We start from the raw sequence: 26,411 nt of genomic DNA, 5'->3' as shown, positions 1-26,411 counted from the left end.
CTTCGGCCATCCGGTGTACACGATCTCCGATCCGCGCAACAAGGTCATCAAGGAAGTGGCGAAGAAGCTCTCGAAGGAAGCCGGCAGCACGAAGCTCTTCGACATCGCCGAGCGGCTCGAAACGGTGATGTGGGACACCAAGAAGATGTTCCCGAACCTGGACTGGTTCAGCGCCGTGTCGTATCACATGATGGGTGTGCCGACCGCCATGTTCACGCCGGTCTTCGTGATTGCGCGGGTCGCGGGCTGGAGCGCGCACATCATCGAGCAGCGCATCGACAACAAGATCATCCGGCCGAGCGCGAATTACACCGGTCCAGAGAATTTGAAGTTCGTGGCGCTAAATAGGAGAAAATAGCGTCCGCTGTGCGCTTTCCGAGGCGCGTGGTTCGATCTTGACGGCAGCGCAAAGACGCCGCCGTGCAGTGCTCAACTCATATTAGATAGAAAGGTTCTCTCCATGAATAAATTGCTGATCGCCGCCGTTGTCGGCGCCCTGTCCACCACGATGCTGGCCACCGCGACCGATGCTTCCGCGCAAACGACGACGACCACCACGGCAACCGCCAAGAAGGCTGCGCCGAAACGGCCGGCTCCGAAGCGCCTGATCAAGCGCAAGCCGAATCCGGCCAAGGAAGCCAAGGTCGATCCGGTGCCGGACGGCGCGGTGAAGTGGGCGTGTAACGAAGGCCTCTCGTTCGACCTGAAGGGCGACATGAAGCGTGACCAGATCGTCACGGTTCACTGGGCCAACAAGAACTACAACCTGCCGCGCGAAGCCACCACGACGGGCGCAGACCGCTTCCACGACGCCGCTTCGGGTCTGGACCTGGTCGTGATCCCGACCAAGGCCATGCTGTTCTCGGACAACGACGGCTCGCGCCTCGCGGACGAGTGCAAGACGCCGGAAATGGTGCAAGGCGCGCCGGCTCCGACGCAATCGAACGAGCTGATCAAGAACCCGCAAAACTGATTTTTGCCGGCTCATTCTCACTAGGGAAGCTTCGATGTCCGCTCCGATATCCAACGTAAGGCCCGCCCCGGACGATGTCCTGGTCGCGATCGCCGATTACGTGCTGGATTTTTCGATCGACAGCACGCTCGCGCTGGAAACCGCGCGTCACTGTCTGATCGATACGCTCGGCTGTGGACTCGAAGCCCTCACCTACCCGGCTTGTACCAAGCTGATGGGACCAATCGTGCCAGGCACGATCGTCCCCAACGGCGCCAAGGTACCCGGCACGTCGTTTCAACTGGACCCGGTTCAGGCCGCCTTCAACATTGGCGCCATGATCCGCTGGCTGGACTTCAACGACACGTGGCTTGCCGCTGAATGGGGCCACCCGTCGGATAATCTCGGCGGCATTCTCGCTACCGCCGACTGGCTGTCACGCACGGCCATCGCCGCGGGTAAAAAGCCGCTGACGATCAAAGACGTCTTGATCGCTATGGTCAAGGCGCATGAAATCCAGGGCTGTATTGCGCTGGAAAACTCGTTCAACAAGGTTGGGCTCGACCACGTGTTGCTGGTCAAGCTGGCTTCGACCGCTGTGGTCGGTCAGATGATCGGTCTTACGCGCAACGAGCTGATCAATGCCATTTCGCTCGCGCTCGTGGATGGCCAGGCGCTGCGTACCTACCGTCACGCGCCGAACACGGGCTCGCGCAAGTCGTGGGCAGCGGGCGACGCCACCTCGCGCGCCGTGCGGCTCGCGCTGATCGCCAAAACCGGCGAGATGGGCTACCCGTCCGTGCTCACGGCGAAAACGTGGGGCTTTTACGACGTGCTGTTCAAGGGCAATGCGTTCCAGTTTCAGCGCCCGTACGGCTCGTACGTGATGGAAAACGTGCTGTTCAAGATTTCGTTCCCGGCTGAATTCCACTCGCAGACTGCCGTGGAAGCGGCCGTCACGCTGCATGCGCAACTGCGCGCGGCGGGCAAGACGGTGGACGACATCAGCAAGATCACGATTCGCACGCATGAAGCGGCGATTCGCATCATCGACAAGCAGGGGCCGCTGCATAATCCGGCCGACCGCGATCATTGCATCCAGTACATGATCGCGGTGCCGCTGATCTTCGGCCGCCTGACGGCCGCGGATTACGAAGATGAGGTCGCGCAGGACCCGCGCATCGACGCGTTGCGCGACAAGATGATCTGCGTAGAAGACCCGCAGTTCACGAAGGATTATCACGATCCGGAGAAGCGTTCGATCGCCAATGCACTGACGGTCGAATTCAACGACGGCTCGACATTCGACGAGGTCATCGTCGAATACCCGATCGGACACAAGCGCCGCCGTGCAGACGGCATACCGTTGCTGGTCGAGAAGTTCAGGACCAACCTCGCGCGCAGGTTTCCGGTCAAGCAGCAACAAGCGATTCTCGATGTGTCGCTGGATCAGGCAAGGCTCGAAGCCATGCCAGTCAATGAATACGTCGATCTGTATGTCATCTAGTTCAGTACTGTAGTTCCGCGATCAAACCAAGGAAAACACCATGGCCCACAACCTCCACAAAACGCTCAAGGAATTCGACAGCGGCTCCGGCAAAGGCAAGTTTTATTCCTTGCCGCAACTCGGCAAGGCGCTGAACATCAAGATCGACCGCCTGCCGGTTTCGATCCGTATCGTGCTGGAATCGGTACTGCGTAATTACGACGGCAAGAAGATCGCCGAAGAACACATCACACAACTGGCAAACTGGAAGCCGACCGCAGCGCGCGTCGACGAAATCCCGTTCGTCGTTTCGCGTGTCGTGCTGCAAGACTTTACCGGCGTGCCGCTGCTCGCCGACATCGCAGCCATGCGCGGCGTCGCGCAACGCGCCGGCAAGAACCCGAAGTCGATCGAACCGCTGGTCCCGGTCGATCTGGTGGTCGATCACTCGGTGCAGATCGATTACTTCCGTCAAAAGGACGCACTCGACCTGAACATGAAACTGGAATTCCAGCGCAATAACGAGCGCTACCAGTTCATGAAGTGGGGCATGCAGGCATTCGACACGTTCAAGGTCGTGCCGCCGGGCGTAGGTATCGTGCACCAGGTGAACCTCGAGTACCTCGCACGCGGCGTGCACAAGAAGGCCGACGGCAGCGACACCGTGTACTACCCGGACACGCTGGTCGGCACGGACAGCCACACGACCATGATCAACGGTATCGGCGTGGTGGGCTGGGGCGTGGGCGGCATCGAAGCGGAAGCGGGCATGCTCGGCCAGCCAGTGTACTTCCTGACGCCGGACGTGGTGGGCGTCGAACTGACGGGCAAGCTGCGCGAAGGCGTGACGGCAACCGACCTCGTGCTGACCGTCACCGAACTGCTGCGTAAGGAAAAAGTGGTTGGCAAGTTCGTCGAATTCTGCGGCGAAGGCACGCGTACGCTGTCGCTGCCGGACCGTGCGACGATCGGCAACATGGCGCCGGAATACGGCGCAACGATGGGCTTCTTCCCGGTCGACGAAAAGACCATCGACTACTTCAAGGGCACGGGCCGTACCGACGCCGAAATCGCCGCCTTCGAAAACTACTTCAAGGCACAAGGCCTGTTCGGTGTGCCGAAGGCTAGCCAGATCGACTACACGAAGCTCGTGAAGCTCGATCTCGGTACGGTGGCACCGTCGCTGGCAGGTCCGAAGCGTCCGCAAGACCGTATCGAAATCGGTCACGTGAAGTCGACCTTCAGCGATCTGTTCTCGAAGCCGGTCGCAGAAAACGGCTTTGCGAAGAAGGTTGCCGATCTGGACGCGCAATACACGACGACCAACGGCGTGAACGTGAAGAACGGCGACATCCTGATCGCCGCCATCACGTCGTGCACGAACACGTCGAACCCGAGCGTCCTGCTGGCTGCCGGCCTGCTGGCGAAGAAGGCCGTGGAAGCTGGCCTGACCGTGGCACCGCACATCAAGACGTCACTGGCCCCAGGATCGCGTATCGTCACCGAATACCTGACGAAGACCGGCCTGCTGCCGTATCTGTCGAAGCTCGGTTTCGAACTGGCCGCTTATGGCTGCACGACCTGTATTGGTAACGCGGGCGACCTGACGCCGGAACTGAACGACGCCATCACGAAGAACGACATCGTCGCGGCCGCTGTATTGTCGGGCAACCGTAACTTCGAAGCGCGTATTCACCCGAACATCCGCGCCAACTTCCTGGCTTCGCCGCCGCTGGTGGTGGCGTACGCGATCGCCGGCAACATCACGCGTGACCTGATGACCGAGCCGGTTGGCAAGGGCAAGGGCGGCAAGGACATCTACCTGGGCGACATCTGGCCGACCAGCGACGAAGTCAACGACCTGCTGAAGTTCGCACTGGACGCCGACGCGTTCCGCAAGAACTACGCGCAGCTCACGAAGAAGGGCGATTTGTGGAGCAAGATCGAAGGCGAAGAAGGTCAAGTCTACGACTGGCCGAAGTCGACCTACATCGCCGAGCCGCCGTTCTTTGGTAGCGACTTCTCCATGAAGCCGGCCGATAGCATCGCAGCGGTCAAGAACGCGCGCGCGCTGGGCATCTTCGGTGACTCGGTCACGACCGACCACATCAGCCCGGCAGGCTCGATCAAGGAAGACTCGCCGGCAGGCAAGTGGCTGAAGGCAAACGGCGTGCAGAAGGCCGACTTCAACAGCTACGGCTCGCGCCGCGGCAACCACGACGTGATGATGCGCGGCACGTTCGCCAACGTGCGGATCAAGAACCTGATGATCCCGGCGAAGGCAGACGGTACGCGCGTGGAAGGCGGTCTGACGATCCATCAGCCGAGCGGCGAGCAAGAGTCGATCTATGACGCAGCGATGAAGTACATCGACGCCGGCACGCCGACCATCGTGTTCGCGGGCGAAGAGTACGGCACGGGTTCGTCGCGTGACTGGGCGGCCAAGGGCACGCAGCTGCTGGGCGTGAAGGCCGTGGTTGCACGTAGCTTCGAGCGGATCCACCGTTCGAACCTCGTCGGCATGGGCGTGCTGCCGCTGCAGTTCAAGGGCTCGGATAGCGTGCAGTCGCTGGGTATCACCGGCGAAGAAACGTACGACATCGAAGGCCTCGGCGCCGACTTCAAGCCGCAGCAGGAAGTGACGCTGGTGATTCGTGGCAAGGACGGCAAGGAAAAGCGTGTTGCCGTGCTGCTGCGTATCGATACGCCGATCGAAGTGGACTACTACAAGCATGGCGGGATCCTGCCGTTCGTGCTGCGTTCGCTGCTCGCCGCTTGATTTCGTTTGTGGCGTTGAGCTGAACGAAGGTGTTTTTGCAGGTGCTGCGTCGTTGTGGAAATGACGCAGCTCATTTGAAAAGCCCGACTTTGTCGGGCTTTTTTTTCGTGTTTTTCGCGCTTTTTTAGTTTGCGTTTCGGACGCTGCGGGCTAGTTAGTCGCGCAGCGGTTCGGGTGCGGACGTGTCAGTGCCCATGCTTGCAATGCGTGCGTGACTTCTTCGATCACTGGCGTCCAGTCGTTGAAGCGCGTTTGTCGAAACAGACGCATGGTCTCGGGATACCAGGGTGAATCCGCTCGGTCTGTCAGCCAGCGCCAATCCGTATGGAACGACGGAAGCAAAACCCAGCACGGCTTTCCAAGCGCGCCGGCAACGTGGGCCACCGCTGTATCCACGCAGATCGTGAGGTCGAGTTGCGCAACGATAGCCGCTGTGTCTGCGAAGTCTTGAATCTCCTCGCCGAGCGGAGTGATGTACTGTCCGGCAAGGGGCTGCCTCGCGTCCTGTCCCGCGTGATACTTCTGCAAGCTGACGAACGTGATGCCTGGAATCGACCACAGCGGCGCTAGCGTTGCGAGCGATGGCAGAGATCGGTGGACATCGTTCCCGTGATGCGGATTACCTTTCCATACCAGCCCAACTCGTATGCCATCCACGGGAAGTTTTTTTTGCCAGTGTTCCAGTTTCTCTTGCAACGGGACCACGTACGGGATGGTGGTCGGTATGGTTTCCAGCGTCGTGCCAAAGTAGCGCGGCAAGCTCATAAACAACGACCAGTAGTCGTGCGGAGGAACCGCGAAAGGATCGCTAATGACGCAGTCCACGCCGTCTACCGTTTCTAGCAGGGGCTTGAGCGCCTCGTCACAAACCAGCGTGATACGAGAGACGCCACGCTGCCTTAGCAGTGGCACATAGCGAGCGAACTGGATCTGGTCGCCGTAGCCTTCGTCCGCCCAGATCACCATCGACTTGCCGACAAGACGTTCTCCTTGCCATTGCGGAAACGCCAGATGACGCGGTAAGGCCGTTACGCCTGAACGAATGCTCGGATCGTAGCGAGATTCATAGTACTTCCAGGCATCTGCATACTGACCTGACCTGAGAAGGAGCAAGGCGAGATTGTATTGAGCGGTTGCGGAGGCAGGCAGCAGAGCCATCACGCGACGGTAGGCGACTTCGCCCTCTTTAAAGCGTTGGACATCGTCAAGCAGGACGCCCAAGGCGTTGAGTGCCTCGGGGAAGTCGGGCCTGATAGCGAGTGCGCGGCGCAGGCCACCCTCCGCTTCGGACAGGTTGCCTCTGCTTTGTTCGATCAGGCCGAGCAGGTAGTGGGCTTCCGCGTGACAGGCGTTCGCGGCCAGCACGATTCTGTAACCCGCTTCAGCCTCGACAATCCCACCGGCACGGTGCGCGCACAGCGCCGAGTCGAACAGCGAGTCGACTCGTGCTTCTGATGACGTGCTTTCCGGCGGCAAGGGGGTGTTGGTGGGTGGGATTGAGACCGGTGGGGCGTGGTGGCACATAAACGAACTTAGACATTGTCTGATTTGGAACGATTGAACAAGACCGGTCGAGCACTGCGTCCACGGCGCAGATGTGTGCGCGCCCGTCAGTGTGTGACGGGCGCGTCTTCGGTCTAGTCGATCATCCTGCTTACACCGCAGCACAAGTAGATATTGGGCAGCGGGTGTAAGTAAGGCATCTGACGAGTTGGCTATTGGCCGCTGCGATCGACGTGGAATGCGTCCGGATCGTCAGTAATCCGACGCTGTGTCATGTGATCGTTCCAGCTGTTGTCGCCCGGCAGCGGCACGGCCGCACGCATTGTTTGGACCGCGCGATTTTGCGGAGCGGACCAATTCAGCCACGGTGCGTCAGCGTTAGGAGCCTTGTCCTGGGACACGCTTTCGTCGTCGGCCGTATGTCTCGGTGTCAAGCGCTCGGGAAGCTGCTTCGTGGTCAGCTTCGCAACTCGATTCGAGGTACTCCGTTCGCCGACTTGCGAATCGTCGAACAAGCGGACGGCCTTGCGCGTCTTCGCAGCAGATTCAGATGACGTGCGGTTGCCTCCGCTTTGAGCGGTCGCCGATGCGACCTGCTTCGAGACAACGGAAGACGCGAGCGCAACATGCTTCGACACGGCGTACGACGGCGACGCAGCAGCGACAACCTGCGTCTTCGCGACGGGACCAGTTTGTGCAGCTTGCGTAACCCGATTCGGCTCGAGAGAACGGCTCGACTCAACCAGACCCGGCGCAGCAGGACGCGTCGGTTCAGCTTGCACGACCTTGCTTGATGCGGCAGGTTTAACAGACTCGACCTGCGTTGTCTGGCTCGGTACGGCGAGACTGCGCGACTTGATCTCCGAAACGGTCTCAGACGCGGAGGGCGTTGCCGGGATAGGCTGTGCAGCCATCGCGGTCGGCGTCGGCATTCCGGGCTGCTCATGCTTCGGCGCAGCGGTAGCGAGGGACTCGACAGACGCGGCAGATGCAATCTGCGGCATGGACGGCGCATCAGCGTTCTTCCGGTTGGCAAGCGTGCCACCATCGACCGCAGGCGTCGGCTTTTCGGCATTTAGCTCGGCCTTCCAGGCCGTGATTGCTGAGCTGACAGCCGCCGCGCGCGGCTTTTCCGCGTCCTTCATCGAACAGGTGACCAGCAGCCACGTCAGCGCGATCGAGCAACCCGTAAAGATTGCGCCGGCCATAATATGATCGGATCGTGACGACCGCGGGCGCGCCTTGCTCATTTCCAGATAGCGCTTCGCTTCTGCCATAGCCGCGTCGAAGCCATTGTCTTGTACGCGCTGCGGAGGCACCTTGTAGAAGAGCACGTGCTTCACGCCCGGAGGAAAACGCCGAGCCCGAGCCGGTTCAGCGATTTCGCTGACAGCGCGATGCACCGCCTCGCGCAATGCGCGATAACGCGAACCAAATGGCGGCGGCAGGCCGTCGAAGGGACGCGGCAGTGGGATCGTGAGGTCGCCCTCGATCAATGCGAGCGGTCGGCTCATGGCAGGTTGCTCCGTTGTGTGTCGATCGCTGTCTCAAGTTGATTGGCAAGAGATTGAACGCGGCGCGTGAGCGCATTTACGACGTCTGCTCCAGGTTTTGATTGGGCGACACTGGAACTGCGCAGCGACTCCATCAAGCTGCGTGCGCCAACCAGTCCGACAGCGCCACTCAATCTATGCAACACAGCGCGCACACCGACGACGTCGTGTTGGTCGCACATTTCGCGCATCCGCCTGAGGTCGTCATTAATCGACTGGCGCCACCCAAACAGGAACGTATGAAGGTCAATGCCCTCTTCTGACAACGCTTCGAGATAGTTCTGGTCAAACTGTTCGGGCCGCGGTTCTATGGAATTGGTTTGCGCTTGACCTGCCCCGGCTTCTTTAGGCACTGGCGAGTGACCCGATTGGAGCGGCTCTTCGGCCTCATGCACGTGCTCAACCGAAAATGGGGCGCTGAAAGTCCCACACGTTCCAAAACCGCGCTCGCTACTGATTGAGAGTTCGCCACCCATGCACTGTGCCAGTCGTTGACACAAGGCAAAGGACCCGTTGTCGTCATGCGATTCGCCGGCTGTTTCATCTGGCGACGATGACCAAGGCAGCTCGGGCTGAACCAGCGACGACGCCTGCCCGCTAACGTCTCTCACGCAGATGACGATACGCTGCGAACCCGCATTCAGCGGTTCTGCACGCACCGCAACTGTAAGCAACCCACCCTCGCTCGTCCGTATCGCGTGACTCAACAGATGGAAAACTATCTGGCCGAGCCGTGCGCTATCTGCAAACACGCGCGACGCAACGGATCGATCAATGCTGACGCTCAGATGCAGGCCTTTCTGGGCCGCAGCGGGAGAAAACAGCGCAACCACGCCGTCGATCAACTCGCGCACATCCATCAGATTCTCGTCGAGAGCGATGCTGCGGGATTCCACAGGCAAGGGCGTCAGCATGTCCTCGAGCGCGCGCAGGCATGTCTGCACAGCGGTCTGGATCTTTCCAACGAGAGACCGGTGAACCGAAGTCGAAGCGGCACCATCGAGCGCCTCTAGCAAGCCTGCGAGGGCAGCAAGCGGACCGCTAACAAAGTGCCGCATGGTTGAGAAGATTCGATCACGTTCCTGAGTGGTCGCCGTGGCCACGCGCGAAGCAATGAGAAGTTGCGCGGCCTGCTCTCTCATCTCAACCGCAGTACAGCGCCGCTGCCATTCGCTCTCCACAACGCGCATCTTGTCGTCCGCGCGCTTGAGCGCGAAGCGGGCGCGGTACCACCCACTCAAGGACGTGATGGTCAGAACGACGAGCGTGAACAAAACCGCTAGTAACGCATGCCAGGTCGTTGCGGCATGGTCCTTCCCGGACTCTATCCCATCGCCCAGCACGCCATTCTCGCTGCCCGAAGCGAGCCCCAGCGCGTCCGTTGCCAAGACGTCCTGGTGAACAATCGCCGGGTCTTGCTTGTTCTGTGCAATGGATGCATCGTGGACGGCCACCGCGGCCGCGGGATGGCTGACGCTCACACGTTGCGAGCGAGTGTCCGCTCTGTTTGGCGACGCGGCGTCGGCGTAAGCGGAAACGATGCACAGCAAAACAAACGCTAGTAGGATGCCGATCGCCGTTGCGCAGCGAATCGCTGCGCCATATGTCGATTTACTGGGGCGATGCAGGCAACTGTGCGCAGGGGTTGAGATACCAACCAGTCTCAGGATTTCCATACCAGACGTCACTCAGTCGATCAATTTTTGCAGTGACGCGAATTCGATCAGTGCGGCCAGGGAAGACAGGCCCAGTTTTTCCTGGATGCGGCTCTTGTACGTACTAACGGTTTTGTCGCTGATGAACAAGGCATCGCCAATCGCCTTGTTGGACATGCCTTTGGAAAGCATTTGCAGAATCATCAGCTCCTTGTCCGATAACTGCTTGAGCTTTTCCTCCTCATCGGCGGCGCCGGTTGCCATTCCCACACCGGCTCCACCCGTCGACATGGGGAACACGGTGTAACCCGCCAGCACCGCTTCCACGCCGCGCATGATCTCCTTCATCTCCTGCGACTTGCCGACAAACCCCTGTGCACCCGAACGCATCGCACGCGGCGCGAAGGTGGAGGGATCCTGACCAGACAGAATGAGCACACGAATTTGCGGATGCGCCATTTTCAGTCGCGGAATGACGTCCAGGCCGTTGACCCGTGGAATGTCGAGATCGAGAATGGCGAGATCCGGCATATGCTGCCGCGCAGCCTCCATCGCGGCTTGTCCGTTCTCGGCTTCGATCACCTCCGTAACGCCCAGCAATTGCAGCAGATGTGTCTTGATGACCAGTCGAAGCGCAGGATGGTCATCCACGATCAGAATAGTTGCCATTGAGTTGGCCTCCTAATGATGTTCGGTTTAGTCGGCGTCGCGTACGAAGTCGATCTCGACACGCCGGTTCGGTGCGAGACACTTCACCAGTTCGTCGCGGTTGGTTTGCGTGCACGCTACCAGTGGCTTCGCTTTGCCTTGCCCCGATACATTGATCGGCAACGTCACACCGCGCTTGATGAGATAGGTGCGCACGGTCACCGCGCGTTGCAGCGAGAGCTTTTGGTTGTAGTCGTCGCTACCAAGGCGGTCCGTGTATCCGCTGATATTCAGGCGGGTGATGTTTTTCGCCTTTTGCAGACCGGTCACCACCGCATTGAGCTGTTCCTGGCCGCTGGGCAGCAACGCTGCAATATCGCCGCCGTTGAAGCGGAACGACGAATCGGCTCGCAGCGTGATGGTCTGCGCCGGAGCATGCACGGGCGTCGAAGCGGGTAGCGCCGCTGTTTGCTTCGGCTGCGCGCACTGCAACGCCGCTTCTGCCGACTTGCGCAGCTTGTCCTGAATGCCCGGAATGGATTGTTCGGCCGCGGAAAAGTTGCGCGTCCACGCATGATGACCGGCGAGCATCAAGTCCACTTCGGCACACGCAAGCGGCTGCTGTGCCTCTGGACACTGCGCCGTGGCCGGATCGCTCTTGATCACGTTGACGATCTTCCACAAGTCAGGACGCACCGTTGATACCGTGCGCAATTCCGGGTTGGCAGCGGAGAGTTGCGTGTTGTTCTCCAGACCGAACGTGAGCATGGCCGCCTGGCCAATCGCCTCTTCAACGAAGCCCCACTGGTCATGCGCATGCCACTCTGCCTGGCCGGCGTCGATCCAGCATTGCGCCTTGGCATGGAAGTAGCCGTTCTTGTCGCCGGGCAGCTTGTCGAGCCGCTGCTGCAGTGATGCAAACGCTTCACCGCCACTGGTGATCGGCGCGTATGTGCTCAGCCATTGCGGCGTGACCGCGCCAGCAGCGATATCCTGGCTGGCGCCGACGCCCGTTTTGATGACGGTTGGGTCTTCGATGCCAAGTCGGTCACGCGCGGCCTGGCTCGCGCAGCCGGCCAAAGCCAGCGCGCACGCCAGAATCGTTAGCTGAAATTTCATTGCTTCCCTGCGTCAAAGCGCATTCATTCATTCTGTAAGAAGTCGCCAGTATGAAGAGGCGTGTATAAGCGCGGAATGGGAAGATTCCTGGAGTAACGGAAGATGTGTGGGACAAGTGAGGAAAAGTCCGAGGCGCCGCCCAGGAAACGACCGGGGGACGCTAATCGTCCGGAATGCCACGCGCGTGCGTAACATTCCGGTGGCTCATTTCACTTCAAGCCAAAATCCACGCGTGATGTCGCGCCTTTGTCCTTGATGCCTTGCGCATCAACCTTCGGCGCGACGATAAACACCCGACTGCTGTCGATCTTGCCATCGAAATACTGCTGCACGCTCTGCGCGCGCTGCTGCGCGAGATCACGCAATGCCGCTTCGTCGACGGGTGCATGCTCGGCGAGCGCGGTCTTCATGTCGTCGTCGGGCACGCTCTTGGTCAGGCCAACGATGTTGCGCGGCTTCTTGAAGTCGGCATCCTTGTAGGCTTTCGTGAGGTACTTGTCGTACTCGTTCGGATCGACCGTCACCGTGGAGAGGTCGATGCTCTCGCCATTGCCCACCATGCCTTTGATCTTCTCCTGCTTCACCAGTTTATCGACATAGGCCGTGCGCAACGCCGGAGTATCGACGGCCGGATCGGCGCGTCCGATCAGATCAATACGAATCGAAGACTTATCCGTCAGCGCCTTGGCGATGGTGTCCAGCTTCTTGTCCGCCGCATCTGACAGCTTGGCCGAGCCCGGATCGAATTCAACGTAGCCCATCTCCTCACCACCGCCGCCAAACGCGTTGGCCAGCAGCGTGAACGGCGCGGTCACCGCCTTTTCCAGCAGGTTCAGCACCGCATGCCAGATTAAACCGCCAAGGCTGAATTCCGGATTCGACAGCGATCCGGACACCGGAATATTCACGTCGATCTCGCCCTTCGAATTCTTCAACAGCGAAATCGCGAAACGCACCGGCAATTTGGTAGCCGTATTGTTGTCGACGTGGTCCCCGAACGTGAGCTGGTCGATGAACAGGTGATTGTTCGCGCTCAACTGGTCGTTATCCAGCTTGTAGTGCAGATCGACGTTGAGCTTGCCCTTGGTGATCGGATAGCCCGCGTACTTCGCCGAATAGGGTGTGAGATTGGTCAGTTCGATGTCGTGGGCGCTCGCGGTCAGATCGAGCGCCGGTTTGGGAATCAGCGGATTGACCGTGCCTTTGATCGAAAGCGGGCCGTTCGCCGCGAGTTTCGCGGCCACGTCCACCGGCGCCGGTGTGGTGGACTGCGTGCCGAATGCCCCAATGGTCCCCTGAATCGCGACCAGGTTGGCAGTGAAGTTTGGCTTGATGAAATTGTCGGTGTACGTGACGCGGCCGCCCTGCAGCACCAGTTGACCGAAGTGCAGCCGCATCGGGCTAGCCGGCGGCTGCGTTTGCGCGGTAGTGACCGCCGTGCCAGATGCCGCCGCTGCGGACGCCGCTTTCGGCTTCGAAGCCGCCGCCGTAGTCACCGTCGACGCCGGCACGGCCGCGGACGCCACCGCCGGTCCCGATGCCGGCACCACCGCCGCCTCGCCCGCGGAGGCCGGCACCGCTGGCGTGGCTGTCTCCGCCGCCGTACCCGGCGTCAACGGCACCGGCTCCGTTTTGCTCTTGCTACGCGTGAGCGATTGTTGCTTGCCGCCGCCACTCGCCACGACGTCCGTGAGGTTTAGCTTGCCTTGCGGGTCCAGCAACACCCGCCCATAGAAATTCGTGAAGGTGACGCGCGCCGCATCGACGTCCGTGCCGTGCTCGTCGTAGGTCGCCTTCAGGTTTGTGAGCGCCAGCGATCCCCAGCCTGCGAAGGAATCGGAAGTCACCTTGTCGAGCATCCGCACGTCGACGATCGCCAGATTGCCGTGATACGAGGCCTTCACCGCCTTGGACTGCTGCGCCATGACCACGTCGCCGTTCATGTTCAGCAAGGCGCTGGCGATCAGCGCGTTGAGCTTGTCGCCGAAGTACGGTTCGAACGCCGCTGCATCGAGGCGATTCGCGTCCACCTTCAGTGCGAGCTTGAGCGGGGTTGCCGTGACATCGCCTTTGACGCCGAGCGTGCCCTTGCGATTGAGCGTCGCTTGCAGATCGACTGGCAGCGGTTTGCCCAGATCGTCACTGATGTTCTGCACCTTCAATTGCAGCGGCGAAATGTCGAGATTCACCGGACGCGGCGTGCTGTTGTCCGTGAACTTCGCCGTCGCATCCTTCAGGCTCAACTCGCCAACCGTGTAATGCCACGGCGGCCCTTCCTCCTGAGCCTTTTTGGCGGCATGGATCGCGGTACGTTGCTGTGCTTCCTGATGCGGCCCGGCCAGCGCTGCGAGGTCGATGCTGCCGTCCTTCATGCGTTGCGCGTTGATCGCGAGTCCGGTGAGATCGACGCCGTTGATCGCCGCAGTGCGGCCCGGCACATCGACCTTGTTGACGTCCACATGGCCCTGAGCGAGTGTCACGGCGGGTTCCTTGCCGCCGCGTGCCGCCACCTTCAGCGATTGCAGATCCAGTTGCGTCGCGCCCACCTGGATGTCCGGCGGCGATTTGGCCCAATTGGCGCTCAGCGTCGTGTTCGCCGACAGCGCGCCGTCGGTCACCTGCGCCGCGGTCATGGTGTCGAGATACGGCTGGACCGCGGGCAACGCGAGCGTCTTAAGGTTGATTTTCGAGTCGGCGCTCTTCGCGACCAGCCCGAACGAGCCCGCCGCATCCAGCGAACCGGTGTTGTCCTTGAAGGCGGTGCTGACCGTATAGCGGGCGGGTGCCTTGTCCAGCGTCGAGAAATCCGCCAGCGACACCGCAAGGTCCTTCAAGCCCAACGAGACAGGCCGCGCCGCCGCTTCGTCCTTGACGTCGACCGTGCCGTTGTTGAGGGCGAAACGCTTGATTGCCAGATCGAGCGGCGCGGGGGGCTTGCTTTCCGCCGCCGTGGCCGAAGAAGCGCTCTCCGGCGCGCTGGCCGAAGATTGCGCCTGGGCCTGGGCAGGCGTCTGTTGCGCAGTGCCCTGCGCCTTGTCAGGCGCTGCTGCACCGCTGGCCGCTGCTGGCGGCGCGGCAAAAGTCCGCTCGACACTCAGCACCCCGTCCTTGTCCCGCGCCAGATTCACGGTCGGCGTGTCGAGTCGGATCTCGTCGAAGTGATACACGCTCTTCAGCGGTTCAAGCGTAGCCGCCGCGACATGCAGCGCGTGCGCCGCAAAGAACGGCTGCTTGTTTTCATCGAGCACGTCGATATCGTTCAGATCCACGGTGCCCGTCACCCGTAACGAGGGCGTGTCGTCCGAGACGATGAAGTTGAGCTTGAGATCCGTCGAGAGTTTGCCCGCCTGCACGGTCACCGGCAGTTTTTGCGGCGAATACGACACGAGGCGCGGCACGTCGAGGCCATCGAAGCGCAGCGACACTTCCGATTCACGCGACGCGGCAAACGGCTTGGTCTTGCCGTCGATGGCGAGCGGACTGCCGTCGATACGCGCGCGCAGCAACGGCTCAACGAAGATGTCGGTTTTGGAAGGCAGCGTTGCAATAAACGGAATGCCGAGCTTCCATTGATCGATGACGTGCTTGACGCCAAGCAGGCGGTCATCGAAGGTGATCTGTCCGTTCTCGAGCCGGATGTTTGACACGGAGAACGGCGTCGGCTTGCTGTTCGGTTTGGACGGCTGCTTGGCGAACTTGTCGATCAGATCAGTGAAATTGAAACGCTGCGCGTCATAGCGAACAACGGTGAAACGCGGAGAGTCGATCTGCACTTCATCCACGACCGGCGCCATGCGAAACAGCGAACTCCAGGACGGCTTGACGATGAGGCGCGAGATGTCCACGAAATCGCCCTGACCACCGCGCTCGCCAATATGGATGCGATCCGCTTCGAGTTGCAGCGTGTAGGGATTCAACGCGATGCGGCCAATCGTCGAAGGACGGTCGAGCTGCTTGCTGAGTTGCTGTTCAGCGATGTGGCGAATCAGCGGCGGCGCGGCAAAAAAGCCGAGCAAACCAAACAGCACGACGAAGATCAGCAGACCGATGACGACGCGTCGCGTACGAGGCGCCTGCGCGACACCGCGCACGGTTTGCAGGGAGGATGCGAAGGATGCCTTGTTAACGCTTGCCATGCCTGATCGTGAGTGATGCGGCAGCAAGCCCGCCGCGAAACTGAAGTCCTGCCTCGGCCAAGTATATGACCTGGATCGTTCGCGGTATAGAAATGTAAGCCAAAAGCAAACAATCATCTGCAATGCGTCAGATAAGTGTGGCCTTGTGCTAGTGACGTTGATGTGACGCGTGGCGACGTGCGATTGCAGCGTGCTGCGGTGCCACACGTGAGCAACACGAAGTGCGTTGCGCGGTGCACCGCAGATTGCGAAGGCATGGAAGCGATCTGCGGAAGTGCATGCGCGCCGCTAGTTCAGCGCGCATGCATCCATTACTGCCGCACGACGGGCGGCGGCTGCCAGCTACCGTCAGTGGCTTGCGGCCTCGGCGCGTAGAGACGCAGCACCAGTTGAAGATCCGTACGCGGCGCCGGTAACCAGTTCGCGGCCCGTACCTTGGCCGCTGACACGGTCACGTCGAGCGAACCATCGCGGTTACGGCGCACGCCATAACGGTCGCCCACGGCAAGCCGCGCCGGCGTGCTCTCGCCCAAGGCGCCATCTTTGGTGTAGGCCGTGATCGACCAGAAGCCCCGCACCGGCGGCAACTGGCTCGACGCGAAGTGGATCACGTAGCGGTTGGCGCCGTTCAGACGGTGACCGTCGCTGTCCTGCGAAACGGTGGCGCGCACCTCGTCGTCCTTGGTGGCGATACCCAGTTGCGAGTACGCCGCGTAGGCGCGCAACGCGTAGTCAGGACCGTAGTTGCCGACGCTGTCGCCAAACCAGCTCCAGCCGTTTGCGTTCAACAGGTTCGACGGCGGCGCGGCGACGCGGTCACGACCATCGGCCATGCCTGCGGCAATCGCATCGGCGGCATGCGATGGCAGCGCGACCGGCTGCCCCGGCGTGACACCCAGGTCCGCGAGGAATTTCAAGGCGTGCGGATCGTCCGGCACCGGCGGGTTGTCCTTCAAGCCTTGCGCGAGACGATCGAAGAACGCGCTCGCATCGAGCGCCGCGACCTGCGACGCCGTGGTACCCGTCGCGCTCGAAGCGCCGCCCGAGGGCGCCGCCGAGTCGCTGCTGTTCGACGCCGCTGCAGACGCCGCATGCGCGTCGCCGCTATACGCGGCGAGCGGCATCATCCGGATACCGCGTTGCAGCTTGCGCACCGCCGCGAAGTCACGCACCCCGCTCGCCTGCACGCGCACCGACACCCACGCGTTGCGGGTCGGCACGTTGACGCGCGTGACGTTGGCGGGCAAATCGCCCTGCCAGCCGGGACCGACGAAGGCAATCGTTTGCTCCTTGATGCCGTTCACACGGGGCGCGCTCAGCATGTTGGACGCATTGGTCGACCACACCACGTTGGTCCACATGTCGAGTACGCGGGCATCGACATAGCGGCCATGTGAATTCGGCAACGTGAGGATGACGGGACCGTCCGCGAGATCGAGCCAGCCGGTCGAATCCAGCGTGTCGATACCCGGCGTGGGCGGATTGACCGAGCCAACCGGCGGCAACGCCTGCGCCTGGCGCAGCGTGTTGATCGGTGCCTGACCCGGATCGTTACCCACCGCGGCGTCACGCGCCGTCTCCATCATGACGAGCGGATAGCCGAACACATACGAGTCGCCGACTTCGTCCTTGATCCAGCCCGTGGTCTTCGGCGAACCGCCGGGTGTCGCCGCGCAGCCGGCGAGGAAAGCAATCCCTGCGAGCGACGCGCAGGTCCTGTGAAGCGAAAATTGTTCTCGAAGATTTTTTATCATTCGTTCAGATGGCAGAACGTGCGGTCCAGGGAGATTCGCCGGGTATCAGCAGCTCTGGCCGCGCGGCCCCCAAGCCCATCGCGAACGGCTGCCTATCTCGATCCCGACAACAACGGGTTGTATCGTATCCTTGACAGAAGGCAAGCGCAAAGGCACAACGCACCTTTTCACGTCTTCGCCCCCTACCCGCATCCGGAGCGCTTCATGTACGTCCCCGCCCATTTCGAAGAGAACCGTCCTGAGGTTCTCCATCAACTGATCGCCGACCAGCCGTTTGGCGCGCTCGTCACGCACGGCCCGCAAGGTCTGGACGCGAATCACCTGCCGTTCGAATTCGAACCAGTCGAGGGTACGCATGGCACATTGCGCGCACATGTCGCTCGCGCTAATCCTGTGTGGCAGGAAGTGGCCGCGCAGCCGGAGACGCTGGTGATCTTCCAGGGGCCGGCCGCGTACATTTCGCCCAACTGGTATCCGAGCAAGCACGAGGCGCATCGGCAGGTGCCGACGTACAACTACATCGTCGTCCACGCGCATGGCCGTATCACCGTGCGCGACGACGAGGCGTTCGTGCGCGGTCTCGTCGCCCGGCTCACGAGGAAGATGGAAGCTGACCAGCCGCGGCCCTGGAAGATGGGCGATGCCCCTGCGGACTACATCAAGCAGATGCTGGGGGCGATCGTCGGCATCGAGATCGAGGTAACGCGGTTGGTGGGCAAATGGAAGCTGGGGCAAAACAAGGAAGCCCGCGACCGGCGCGGCGCCGCCGACGCCTTGCTGGCCAACGGCGGCGACATGCAGGAAGCGGTCGCCGAAGCCATGCTGAACGCGCCGCCGGCGTTTTGAAGGGCGGCTCGCGAAGTTGCCACATCGAGCGCTTGACCTTCCCATCATGGGAAGGTCAATACTGGGTTCATGATGCGGCCTGATGCCGCCCGAGCCCTGCCACCATGACTGAACTTGCCACGCCCGACCGCGCGTCCCAGACCCGCGCCGAACTCGATATCAGCGGCATGACCTGCGCGTCCTGTGCGATGCGGGTCGAGAAGGCGCTCGCCAAAGTGCCCGGCGTCAGCCGCGCCACGGTCAATCTCGCCACTGAAAGGGCCAGCGTCGATGTGGACGCCAGCCTCAACGTGGCTCCGGATGTGCTGGTGAACGCGGTCCGCAAGGCCGGCTATGAAGCCGCGCCTGTCGTGCCTGCGGTTTCCTCCGTCGGGACCGGGGCCGGAGCCGGGGATGTGGCCGAACTGGCGATTGGCGGCATGACCTGCGCCGCGTGCGCCACGCGGGTCGAAAAAGCGCTGGCGAAACTGCCCGGGGTGGCCAGTGCTTCGGTCAATCTGGCAACCGAAAAGGCCACCGTCAGCCTGGCCGCCGACGCCAACGGTGCAGCTACCGGCATAGATGCGCTCGTCGCCGCCGTCACCAAGGCGGGCTATCAGGCAACGCCCGTCGAGCAGGACCCCGCCCCGGCGGCGCCGTCAGTCGCACAGCGCGCGCACGAGCAAAACCGCCGCGAACTCGCTGCCGTGGTGATCTGTGCCGTGTTAACGCTGCCACTTCTGCTGCCCATGCTGAGCGCTGGGTTTGGCGGCGGCGCCGAGGGCGCCAGTTCCCTCGTACCGCCCTGGCTTCAGCTTGCCCTCGCCACGGTCGTCCAGTTCGGCTTCGGCGCGCGCTTTTACCGCGCGGCCTGGCGGGCGGTGCGGGCCGGCGCCGGCAATATGGACCTGCTGGTCGCGCTCGGCACCTCGGCGGCGTATGGCATCAGCGTGTACGAGCTCATCGCGCATCCCGGCGACGGCATGCATCTGTACTTCGAGGCGTCGGCGGTCGTGATTACGCTGGTGCGCTTCGGCAAGTGGCTCGAAGCGCGCGCCAAACGCCAGACCACGGACGCGATCCGCTCGCTGAACGCGCTACGGCCGGAGCGGGCGCGCATCCGCGTCGGCAACGAGGAACACGAGGTGCCGCTCGCGCAAGTGCGGGTCGGCACGATCGTGGTCGTGCGGCCGGGCGAACGGGTGCCGGTAGACGGCGCGGTGCTCGAAGGCCGCACGCATATCGACGAGTCGCTCATCACCGGCGAAAGCCTGCCTGTGCCGAAACAACCGGACGACGCGGTCACCGCCGGTTCGATCAATGGCGAAGGGGTGATTACCGTCACCACAAAGGCGATTGGCGCGGAGACGACGCTCGCGCGCATCATTCGTCTCGTCGAAACGGCCCAGGCCGAGAAGGCGCCTATTCAGCGCCTGGTCGACCGGGTGAGCGAGATCTTCGTGCCGGTCATTCTGGTCATCGCGGCCATCACACTGGGCGGCTGGTTGATCGCGGGCGCGCACGGCGAAACGGCTGTGCTCAACGCCGTGGCCGTGCTGGTGATTGCCTGTCCGTGCGCGCTGGGTCTCGCCACGCCGGCGGCCATCATGGCGGGCACTGGCGCCGCCGCCCGACGCGGCGTGCTGATCAAGGACGCGCTCGCGCTCGAAATCGCGCATAACGTGAACCTGGTCGCGTTCGACAAGACCGGCACGCTGACGCTCGGTCAACCGACCGTGACGGCCTTCGAGCCGATCGGCCTTGCGCATGACGAAGCCCTGGCGCTCGCGGCGGCGGTGCAGCGGCATAGCGACCACCCGCTGGCCAAGGCGGTGCTGAAGATTGCCGATTCGACGCGGCCGGCGGCGCTGGCGACGCCCGCCGCCGTTTCCAAAGCGCGCGCCGTGCCCGGCCGCGGCGTTGAAGCGGATGTCGATGGCCGCACCATCGCCTTGGGCAGCAGCGGCTGGCTGGCGGAACTGGGCGTCGTTTTGCCGTCCGCGCTCGCTGAACGCGCGCAGCAACTGGAAAACGCCGGCAATACCGTTTCATGGCTGATCGACCGCACAGCCACGCCGCCCGCCGCACTAGCTCTGATCGGCTTCGGCGATAGCGTGAAGCCGAACGCGCGCGCGGCGGTCGAGCGTCTGAAGACGATGGGCGTCAAAAGCGTGCTCGTGACCGGCGACAACCAGGGCAGCGCATCAAGCGTGGCTGCGTCCCTCGGCATCGACGAGTTTCATGCGCAAGTGCTGCCTGACGACAAGGCGCGCGTGATCCGCGATCTGAAAATCCGCACGGCCGGTGTCGTTGCAATGGCGGGCGACGGCATCAACGATGCCCCCGCCCTCGCCGCCGCCGACCTCGGAATCGCCATGGCGACCGGCACCGACGTCGCCATGGACGCCGCCGGCATCACCCTGATGCGCGGCGATCCAGCGCTGGTCGCGGACGCCATTGATATCTCGCGACGCACCTGGCGCAAGATCCAGCAAAACCTCTTTTGGGCGTTCGTCTACAACCTGATCGGCATTCCGCTGGCCGCCTTTGGCTTGCTGAATCCGATGATTGCGGGCGCGGCGATGGCGTTTTCCAGCGTAAGCGTGGTCGCGAATGCGCTGCTGTTGCGGAGCTGGCGTGCGGGTCAAAACCGGACTTGACGTGCACACATGTGCTGGCGGAAGGGACGAGCCGGGCGGGACCCGGCTGCTCGTCATCCGGACAACCCTTCTTCCTCAAAATTCCACGTCCAGTTCGTCGATCTCGTCCACTTCCTGCTGCGCGTCCGCCATCCACTGCTGCATCTCCGGCATGGCGAGGATGCGCTGACCATATTCCACGATGTCCGGATCGAGCTTGACATCGTAGGTAACGAAGCGTGTCACGACGGGCGCGTACATCGCGTCCGCCACGCTACGCTCGCCGAACAGGAACGGGCCACCGTACTGTTCGAGACACTCGCTCCAGATTGCAACAATCCGGTCAATATCGGACTGCGCACGCGCCCATACCTTGAAGCCCGGAAAATGCGCTTTCAGATTCATTGGGAGTGCTGAGCGCAGCGAGCCGAAGCCGGAGTGCATCTCGCCGGAGATGGCGCGGCAATGAGCTCGGGCGCGGCGGTCGTGCGGCAGCAAGTTCGCCTCGGGACAAACCTCGTTCAGATATTCGCCAATGGCCAGCGTGTCCCAGACCTTGATGCCGTCGTGCATCAGGCACGGCACGAGAATGGATGGCGACAGCAGCAAAAGCTCGGCGCGCGCGCCGGGGTCGTCGACGGGCATCACGATTTCTTCGAAGGGCAACCCGCTGAATTTCGTCAGCAGCCAGCCGCGCAGCGACCACGACGAATAATTCTTGCTGCTAAGGGTAAGCGTGGTGTTCGTCATGGGAATCTCCTCCGGAGCGGGCCCGTCGTCTCAACCATATCGCGTGCACGCTCGCGTGCGCCGGCGCACCAAATCACGGCAAAAGCAGCACCGTTGACGGAATAGCGCAAATGCTATGCCAACCTGAGCCGGTATCGGCGCGAGGCACGTGCCGTTGGCACACGTATTGCCTCTCTTCGGGCTCCTTCCTTTTGGGCATTCGTGCGAAGGCTATGAATCTGCTCGCCTACCCGGCTTATCAGGCCTTCGCCGACCTGATGCTGCCCGTTCGGCATGGCGCCGCACTCGTCAATCACGCGCTCGACGCCTGGCCGGCGATTAGCGACACGCCCCACGGCCGCTCGCTGCGCGCTTCGTGCGATCTGATCACGCTCGCCGGACTCACGCACCAGCGGCCGCCGTTCGCACTGGATTCGATCGAGGTGGACGGCAAGCCAGTGAGTCTCGTCGAGGAGATGGCCGCACACACACCGTTTTGCTCGTTGCTGCATTTTCGCAAGGACACGCCCGTTTCCCCCGCGCAACCGCGCGTGCTCGTGATCGCGCCGATGTCCGGCCATTTCGCGACCCTGTTGCGCGGCACGGTCAAGACCATGCTGGCCGACCACGATGTCTACATCACCGATTGGCACAACCCGCGCGATGTGCCGCTCTCACAGGGACGCTTCGGCTTTGACGAGTTTGTCCAGCACGTGATCGACTTCACCACCGTGATTGGGCCGGGCACGCATCTGCTCGCGGTCTGCCAGCCGACAGTGGCAGCACTCGCCGCGGTCGCAACGATGGCCGCCGACGATCATCCGGCGCAACCCGCCAGCATGACGCTCATGGCCGGCCCGCTCGATACGCGCATCAACCCCACCAAGGTCAACGCGCTCGCCAAAAGCAAACCGATCGAATGGTTCGAGCGCAACCTGATCAGCGCCGTGCCGCCAGGTTTTGCCGGAGCCCACCGGCGCGTGTATCCGGGCTTCGTGCAGCTCAACGCGTTTATGTCGATGAATCTCGGGCGCCATCTCGATTCATTCGAAACCATGTATTACGAGCGTGCCAAAGGCGATCCGGCCAAGGCCGAGACGATCCGTATTTTCTACGAAGAATATTTCGCGACGATGGATCTCACCGCGGACTTCTATCTGGAAACCGTCGAGACCGTGTTTCAGCGTCATGCATTGCCGCTGCACGAGCTGGAAGTGGGCGGACGTTTGATCGAACCATCGAAGATTCGCCGCACCGCTCTCCTGACGGTGGAGGGAGAGAAGGACGATATCTGTGCGATCGGCCAGACCCTCGCGGCGCAGGACATGTGCAACAAGCTGCGTCCTTATCTCAAGACCCATCATGTGCAGACGGGCGTCGGCCACTACGGTGTATTCAACGGACACCGCTGGGAGCGGCATATCTATCCGCGTGTGCGCGCCGTGATCTACGACAACGAGCCGCGCGCGGTGGTCGTGAATGCGCGGGCACGAGCGATCAAGCCGGGCGTGCCGGCTGCGGCCGCGCCGATTCCCGCGCCCGCCGCGACGGCCGTGGCCGGCGTGGATGCGGGCGCTGCTGGGGCTCCGGCGCAAGGTTAGTGCGGCGGCGGACGCGGCGCGCTCAGCGCGGGATGCGCATTGCGCGAGGGTCGCGGGGGTTCATGGTTCCCTTCGGCCCGGGCCCGGGCTTGTATTTCCTCCCGCCCTCGCCTACGCCTACGCCTGGTTGCGGATGCCTGCGCTCAAGCCGAGACGGTTTTCCACGGCGTCGAGGCCGGGACTTCGCATGGGCCCTCGACATCAATCGACTTGAAGTCAGCCGGCGAAACTATTTCGATGTACTCCATATCTTCCGAGTAGTCGAACAGGTAGTGAACGATGCCCGGCGCCTGATGGACACAATCGCCGGCCGCCACGAGCGTCTCCTTGTCGCCGTACATGAAGCGCGCCCAGCCCTTCAACATGATCACAATGTGGAAATCGGCCTCATGACGGTGCCAGCCGGTGCCTTCCTCTGGTGCATGGTTCGCCTTGACGAGTTGCGCCAGCACCTTGCCATCAGTCGCCGAAGCGATGCCGAGGTCGCGATAGAGAAAGAAGTCGCGCAGCCCCTCTCCCTCGTACGACGTGTCTTGGGGACGGACATGCGAGAAATGCGTGACGGTTTCGGTGGACATGATCGCGCTCCAGAAGGATGGGAACAGGCAGGAAGACGGCACGGTGAGCGCTTTTCCAAGCATCAAGTGTTCCAACTTCCGTCTGGAGTGCCAAGGTTCGGGGATTTGTCTGCGGGTGCGGGTGCGGGTGCGGGTGCGGAGCCGGAGCCGGAGCCGGAGCCGGAGCCGGAGCCGGAGCCGCGATCATGTTTGCGGGCGGCGCAAAGAGGAAGCGCCGAACGCGATGTGATGCAAGGTCACGTTTGCATTGAAGCAGGCCCACAGCGGTGGCGATGAGATCGTCTGTCAGCGCTGACGCCGGGCGTCACGTCCTGCGTGACGCGTCGTCGCTCATGCGGTGGGCCGGAACATTTCGAACATCTCGCCGATCTGCGCGTAATCCGCGCGGTAGCCGGCACGCATGACTGGCTGGGCCGCATGCGTGTCGAAGAGGCCGTCCTTCAGATAGGCGCTCTGGATATGCACGCCGACCACCTGGCCGAGCGCGAGGTAGTTGTCCATTGGCTCGCCTTCCAGATTGTGCAGCCGGACGATCTGCAACAGCTTGCATTCGAGCGATGCCGGCGATTCACCGACATGCGGCACGGCGACGTTGCGTCCCGGCGCGGCAGTGAGTCCAGCGAGCTCGAACTCGTTGACTTCGGGCGCCACCGGCGCGGAGCTGCGATTCATCTGCTCGGCGAGCGCTCGCGAGGAAAGATTCCACACGAACTCGCCGGTCGCTTCGATGTTGCCGATGCTGTCTTTACGGCCCTCGCTGCAAAAACCGATGATGGCCGGGAAGGTGGCAAACGCACCGAAGAAGCTGTACGGCGCAAGGTTCAACTGTCCGCTCGGACTGCGCGACGAGATCCAGCCGATCAGACGCGGCGCGACGATCGCCTTGAACGGATCGTGTTTGAGGCCGTGACCTTTGGCCGGGTCGTAGAAGTAGACGTCGTTCATGTGATGGATTCAGTTCTGGATAGGCATTCAGGACACGCGCGCTGGGTGCGATGGGCGCAAGACTAACGGCAAGCACCACGCGATGTGCGGCGATTTCGCTATTCCGCTATTCCGCTATTCCGCGACCTTGCGATATCACGATGCTGAGCGCGGCGACTTTTCTTGCGAGCTCTTACGATCCCGGATCGGCCAGGCTTAGTATGGCGACCGCCGTGACAGGGCGCGCAAGGCGGTAGCCCGTCGCTGTACTCGTTCAAGCGCAATCATGACTGATACGAGTGCATTTAGCTCGGCCCGCAATGGATTTTGCAATGCCCAAATGCAACGAGGTCGGCCTCTCGCGATGAGAGACCGACCTCGCGGGACTTCACGACGCGCTAACCGGCGTCCCGGTCGTCGTCGCTACCGCTGGATCAATACCCGTGCGGGTGATGATCGTCGTGATGATAGGGGTCGTGATCGTGCGGATGATGACGCATCCAGTCGTCATGCGCCCAATAACGGTGGCCGTCCCAGTAGCGGTCGCCGTGCCAGCCGATGTCAATCTGCACCCCAACCGGCATCATGCGCGGTTGTTCATACGTCGCCACCGGACCGGGGGCCGAAATGACCATGCGGTCTGCCTGTGCAAAGGCACTGCTTGCCGTGACGAGCGCACCACCGGCAACGAGAGCTGCGAGCAGGATGTTTTTCGAGGATTTCATCTTGGGACCTCCCAATCAAAGTTTGGTATCGAGCAGTACCGGCTGACCCAGACAACGTTCAGTGCCGTGTGCTTGAGACTGACTTTAACCAGGCGAATCGCTTAAAGACGTTAGCGCTTGTAAGAGGAAGTTTCAGATTGGGGGCCCGATGGTAAGGCGCCGGACAAGGCAAGCGTAAGGTTTTACAGCCGGAATGGGCGGCCAGAGGCAGCGAAAGCGTCGAGCAGCGGACAGTCCCTGTTACATTCATTTCGGCTCGGAAATATTTGCGGACGGGGCGTGGGCGATGTGGCGGTGCGCCGTGGGGTCGTGGAACTGCCGGGCTTCGGCTTCGGCTTCGGCTTCGGGCTTCGGCTTCGGCTTCGGCTTCGGCTTCGGCTTCGGCTTCGGCTTCGGCTTCGGGCTTCGGGATTCGGCGGCGGCCGGTAGCCGGTAGCCGGTGGCCGGCGGACTTGACGCGGCGGACTACCGGCCTTCGGCCTGCGGGGGCTACGGGCCGCCAGTCTTAGCGAGCGCCCGCAAACCGCTGGCCGTAAACGAACAAAAGCCACGGCAAATCCGTGGCCCCAGTTCTGGCGCACCCTCAATAGGGCCGCCCTTGCGGTCAATCCCGCCCTGCTTGACGATCCGTCAGGATCAGTCGCTCAGCTTGATACCGAACAACGTTGCTTGCGCTTGACGCTGACGATCAGCTTCACGGCGACGTGCTTCGTACGAGTAATCCGAATCCAGCGGCAGGTGGGGCGATGCGAAGAGGTCGCTGACCTTTTGGAACAATGCGAAGATAACGCTCATGGCGGCTCCC

20 protein-coding genes are annotated in these 26,411 nt (G+C 62.1%); 8 read left to right on the top strand and 12 right to left on the bottom strand.

The window, feature by feature from the left end; genetic code table 11:
• The 4 genes from D0B32_RS02705 to acnA all read left to right on the top strand — a co-directional run.
• The coding region (locus D0B32_RS02705) for a citrate/2-methylcitrate synthase (RefSeq protein WP_310591175.1) at positions 1-358 on the top strand (358 nt) is incomplete at its 5' end.
• A 102-nt stretch (positions 359-460) separates the two neighbouring features.
• Positions 461-973: a hypothetical protein gene (locus tag D0B32_RS02700; RefSeq protein WP_117332131.1), complete on the top strand. Its 513-nt coding sequence runs from the start codon at positions 461-463 to the stop codon at positions 971-973.
• Positions 974-1,007: 34 nt separating this feature from the next.
• Positions 1,008-2,459 (top strand): bifunctional 2-methylcitrate dehydratase/aconitate hydratase, encoded by a 1,452-nt coding sequence (locus D0B32_RS02695; protein ID WP_117332130.1) that lies wholly within the window; start codon positions 1,008-1,010, stop codon positions 2,457-2,459.
• 40 nt (positions 2,460-2,499) lie between these two features.
• Positions 2,500-5,217 carry an aconitate hydratase AcnA gene (gene acnA, locus D0B32_RS02690; RefSeq protein WP_117332129.1) on the top strand — a complete coding sequence of 906 codons (2,718 nt, stop codon included), beginning with the start codon at positions 2,500-2,502 and terminating at the stop codon, positions 5,215-5,217.
• A gap of 150 nt (positions 5,218-5,367) precedes the next feature.
• On the opposite strand, the gene D0B32_RS32220 is transcribed toward acnA, so the two are convergent.
• From D0B32_RS32220 to D0B32_RS02650, 7 genes are all read right to left on the bottom strand, one after another.
• The gene (locus tag D0B32_RS32220) at positions 5,368-6,693 is read right to left on the bottom strand and encodes a hypothetical protein (RefSeq protein WP_147329481.1); all 1,326 of its coding nucleotides are present in this window, start codon (positions 6,691-6,693) and stop codon (positions 5,368-5,370) included.
• A 239-nt stretch (positions 6,694-6,932) separates the two neighbouring features.
• Positions 6,933-8,234, bottom strand: a complete 1,302-nt coding sequence (locus D0B32_RS02675; RefSeq protein ID WP_117332126.1) for a hypothetical protein — start codon at positions 8,232-8,234, stop codon at positions 6,933-6,935.
• Positions 8,231-9,949, bottom strand: coding sequence for a HAMP domain-containing sensor histidine kinase (locus tag D0B32_RS02670; RefSeq protein ID WP_117332125.1), 1,719 nt, complete (start codon positions 9,947-9,949; stop codon positions 8,231-8,233). Before D0B32_RS02670 ends, D0B32_RS02675 begins: the two co-directional genes overlap by 4 nt.
• A 12-nt stretch (positions 9,950-9,961) precedes the next feature.
• Positions 9,962-10,597 (bottom strand): response regulator transcription factor, encoded by a 636-nt coding sequence (locus D0B32_RS02665; protein ID WP_117332124.1) that lies wholly within the window; start codon positions 10,595-10,597, stop codon positions 9,962-9,964.
• 27 nt (positions 10,598-10,624) lie between these two features.
• Positions 10,625-11,695 carry an OmpA family protein gene (locus D0B32_RS02660; RefSeq protein WP_117332123.1) on the bottom strand — a complete coding sequence of 357 codons (1,071 nt, stop codon included), beginning with the start codon at positions 11,693-11,695 and terminating at the stop codon, positions 10,625-10,627.
• 209 nt (positions 11,696-11,904) lie between these two features.
• Positions 11,905-15,831 carry a DUF748 domain-containing protein gene (locus D0B32_RS02655; RefSeq protein WP_117332122.1) on the bottom strand — a complete coding sequence of 1,309 codons (3,927 nt, stop codon included), beginning with the start codon at positions 15,829-15,831 and terminating at the stop codon, positions 11,905-11,907.
• Between the two features lie 311 nt (positions 15,832-16,142).
• Positions 16,143-17,585, bottom strand: a complete 1,443-nt coding sequence (locus tag D0B32_RS02650; RefSeq protein WP_117332121.1) for a DUF1254 domain-containing protein — start codon at positions 17,583-17,585, stop codon at positions 16,143-16,145.
• A gap of 204 nt (positions 17,586-17,789) precedes the next feature.
• On the opposite strand from D0B32_RS02650, the gene D0B32_RS02645 reads away from it, so the two are divergent.
• Positions 17,790-18,431 carry an FMN-binding negative transcriptional regulator gene (locus D0B32_RS02645; RefSeq protein ID WP_117332120.1) on the top strand — a complete coding sequence of 214 codons (642 nt, stop codon included), beginning with the start codon at positions 17,790-17,792 and terminating at the stop codon, positions 18,429-18,431.
• A 104-nt stretch (positions 18,432-18,535) separates the two neighbouring features.
• The gene (locus D0B32_RS02640; protein ID WP_117332119.1) at positions 18,536-21,070 is read left to right on the top strand and encodes a heavy metal translocating P-type ATPase; all 2,535 of its coding nucleotides are present in this window, start codon (positions 18,536-18,538) and stop codon (positions 21,068-21,070) included.
• A 75-nt stretch (positions 21,071-21,145) separates the two neighbouring features.
• Here D0B32_RS02640 and D0B32_RS02635 read toward each other — a convergent pair whose 3' ends face one another.
• Positions 21,146-21,799 (bottom strand): glutathione S-transferase family protein, encoded by a 654-nt coding sequence (locus tag D0B32_RS02635; protein ID WP_117332118.1) that lies wholly within the window; start codon positions 21,797-21,799, stop codon positions 21,146-21,148.
• Positions 21,800-22,011: 212 nt separating this feature from the next.
• Between D0B32_RS02635 and D0B32_RS02630 the strand changes: the two genes are divergently transcribed.
• Positions 22,012-23,379, top strand: a complete 1,368-nt coding sequence (locus tag D0B32_RS02630) for a polyhydroxyalkanoate depolymerase (RefSeq protein ID WP_117332117.1) — start codon at positions 22,012-22,014, stop codon at positions 23,377-23,379.
• 143 nt (positions 23,380-23,522) lie between these two features.
• On the opposite strand, the gene D0B32_RS02625 is transcribed toward D0B32_RS02630, so the two are convergent.
• From D0B32_RS02625 to D0B32_RS02615, 3 genes are all read right to left on the bottom strand, one after another.
• Positions 23,523-23,957 carry a cupin domain-containing protein gene (locus D0B32_RS02625; RefSeq protein WP_117333427.1) on the bottom strand — a complete coding sequence of 145 codons (435 nt, stop codon included), beginning with the start codon at positions 23,955-23,957 and terminating at the stop codon, positions 23,523-23,525.
• A 330-nt stretch (positions 23,958-24,287) separates the two neighbouring features.
• Positions 24,288-24,902, bottom strand: coding sequence for a flavin reductase family protein (locus D0B32_RS02620; protein ID WP_117332116.1), 615 nt, complete (start codon positions 24,900-24,902; stop codon positions 24,288-24,290).
• A gap of 413 nt (positions 24,903-25,315) precedes the next feature.
• Positions 25,316-25,606, bottom strand: a complete 291-nt coding sequence (locus D0B32_RS02615) for a hypothetical protein (RefSeq protein WP_117332115.1) — start codon at positions 25,604-25,606, stop codon at positions 25,316-25,318.
• Between the two features lie 301 nt (positions 25,607-25,907).
• Between D0B32_RS02615 and D0B32_RS32845 the strand changes: the two genes are divergently transcribed.
• Complete coding sequence (locus D0B32_RS32845; protein WP_259294858.1) at positions 25,908-26,042, top strand: hypothetical protein; 135 nt, start codon at positions 25,908-25,910, stop codon at positions 26,040-26,042.
• Between the two features lie 200 nt (positions 26,043-26,242).
• Here the strand turns inward: D0B32_RS32845 and D0B32_RS32445 are convergent, their stop codons facing one another.
• Positions 26,243-26,401 (bottom strand): hypothetical protein, encoded by a 159-nt coding sequence (locus tag D0B32_RS32445; RefSeq protein WP_181969697.1) that lies wholly within the window; start codon positions 26,399-26,401, stop codon positions 26,243-26,245.
• Positions 26,402-26,411 lie beyond the last annotated feature (10 nt).

This window comes from Paraburkholderia sp. DHOC27, from assembly GCF_003429005.1.
In the GTDB taxonomy this organism is placed as follows: domain Bacteria; phylum Pseudomonadota; class Gammaproteobacteria; order Burkholderiales; family Burkholderiaceae; genus Paraburkholderia.
The sequence above is the reverse complement of the archived record's forward strand: the minus strand, read 5'-3'. Positions and strand labels throughout refer to the sequence as shown.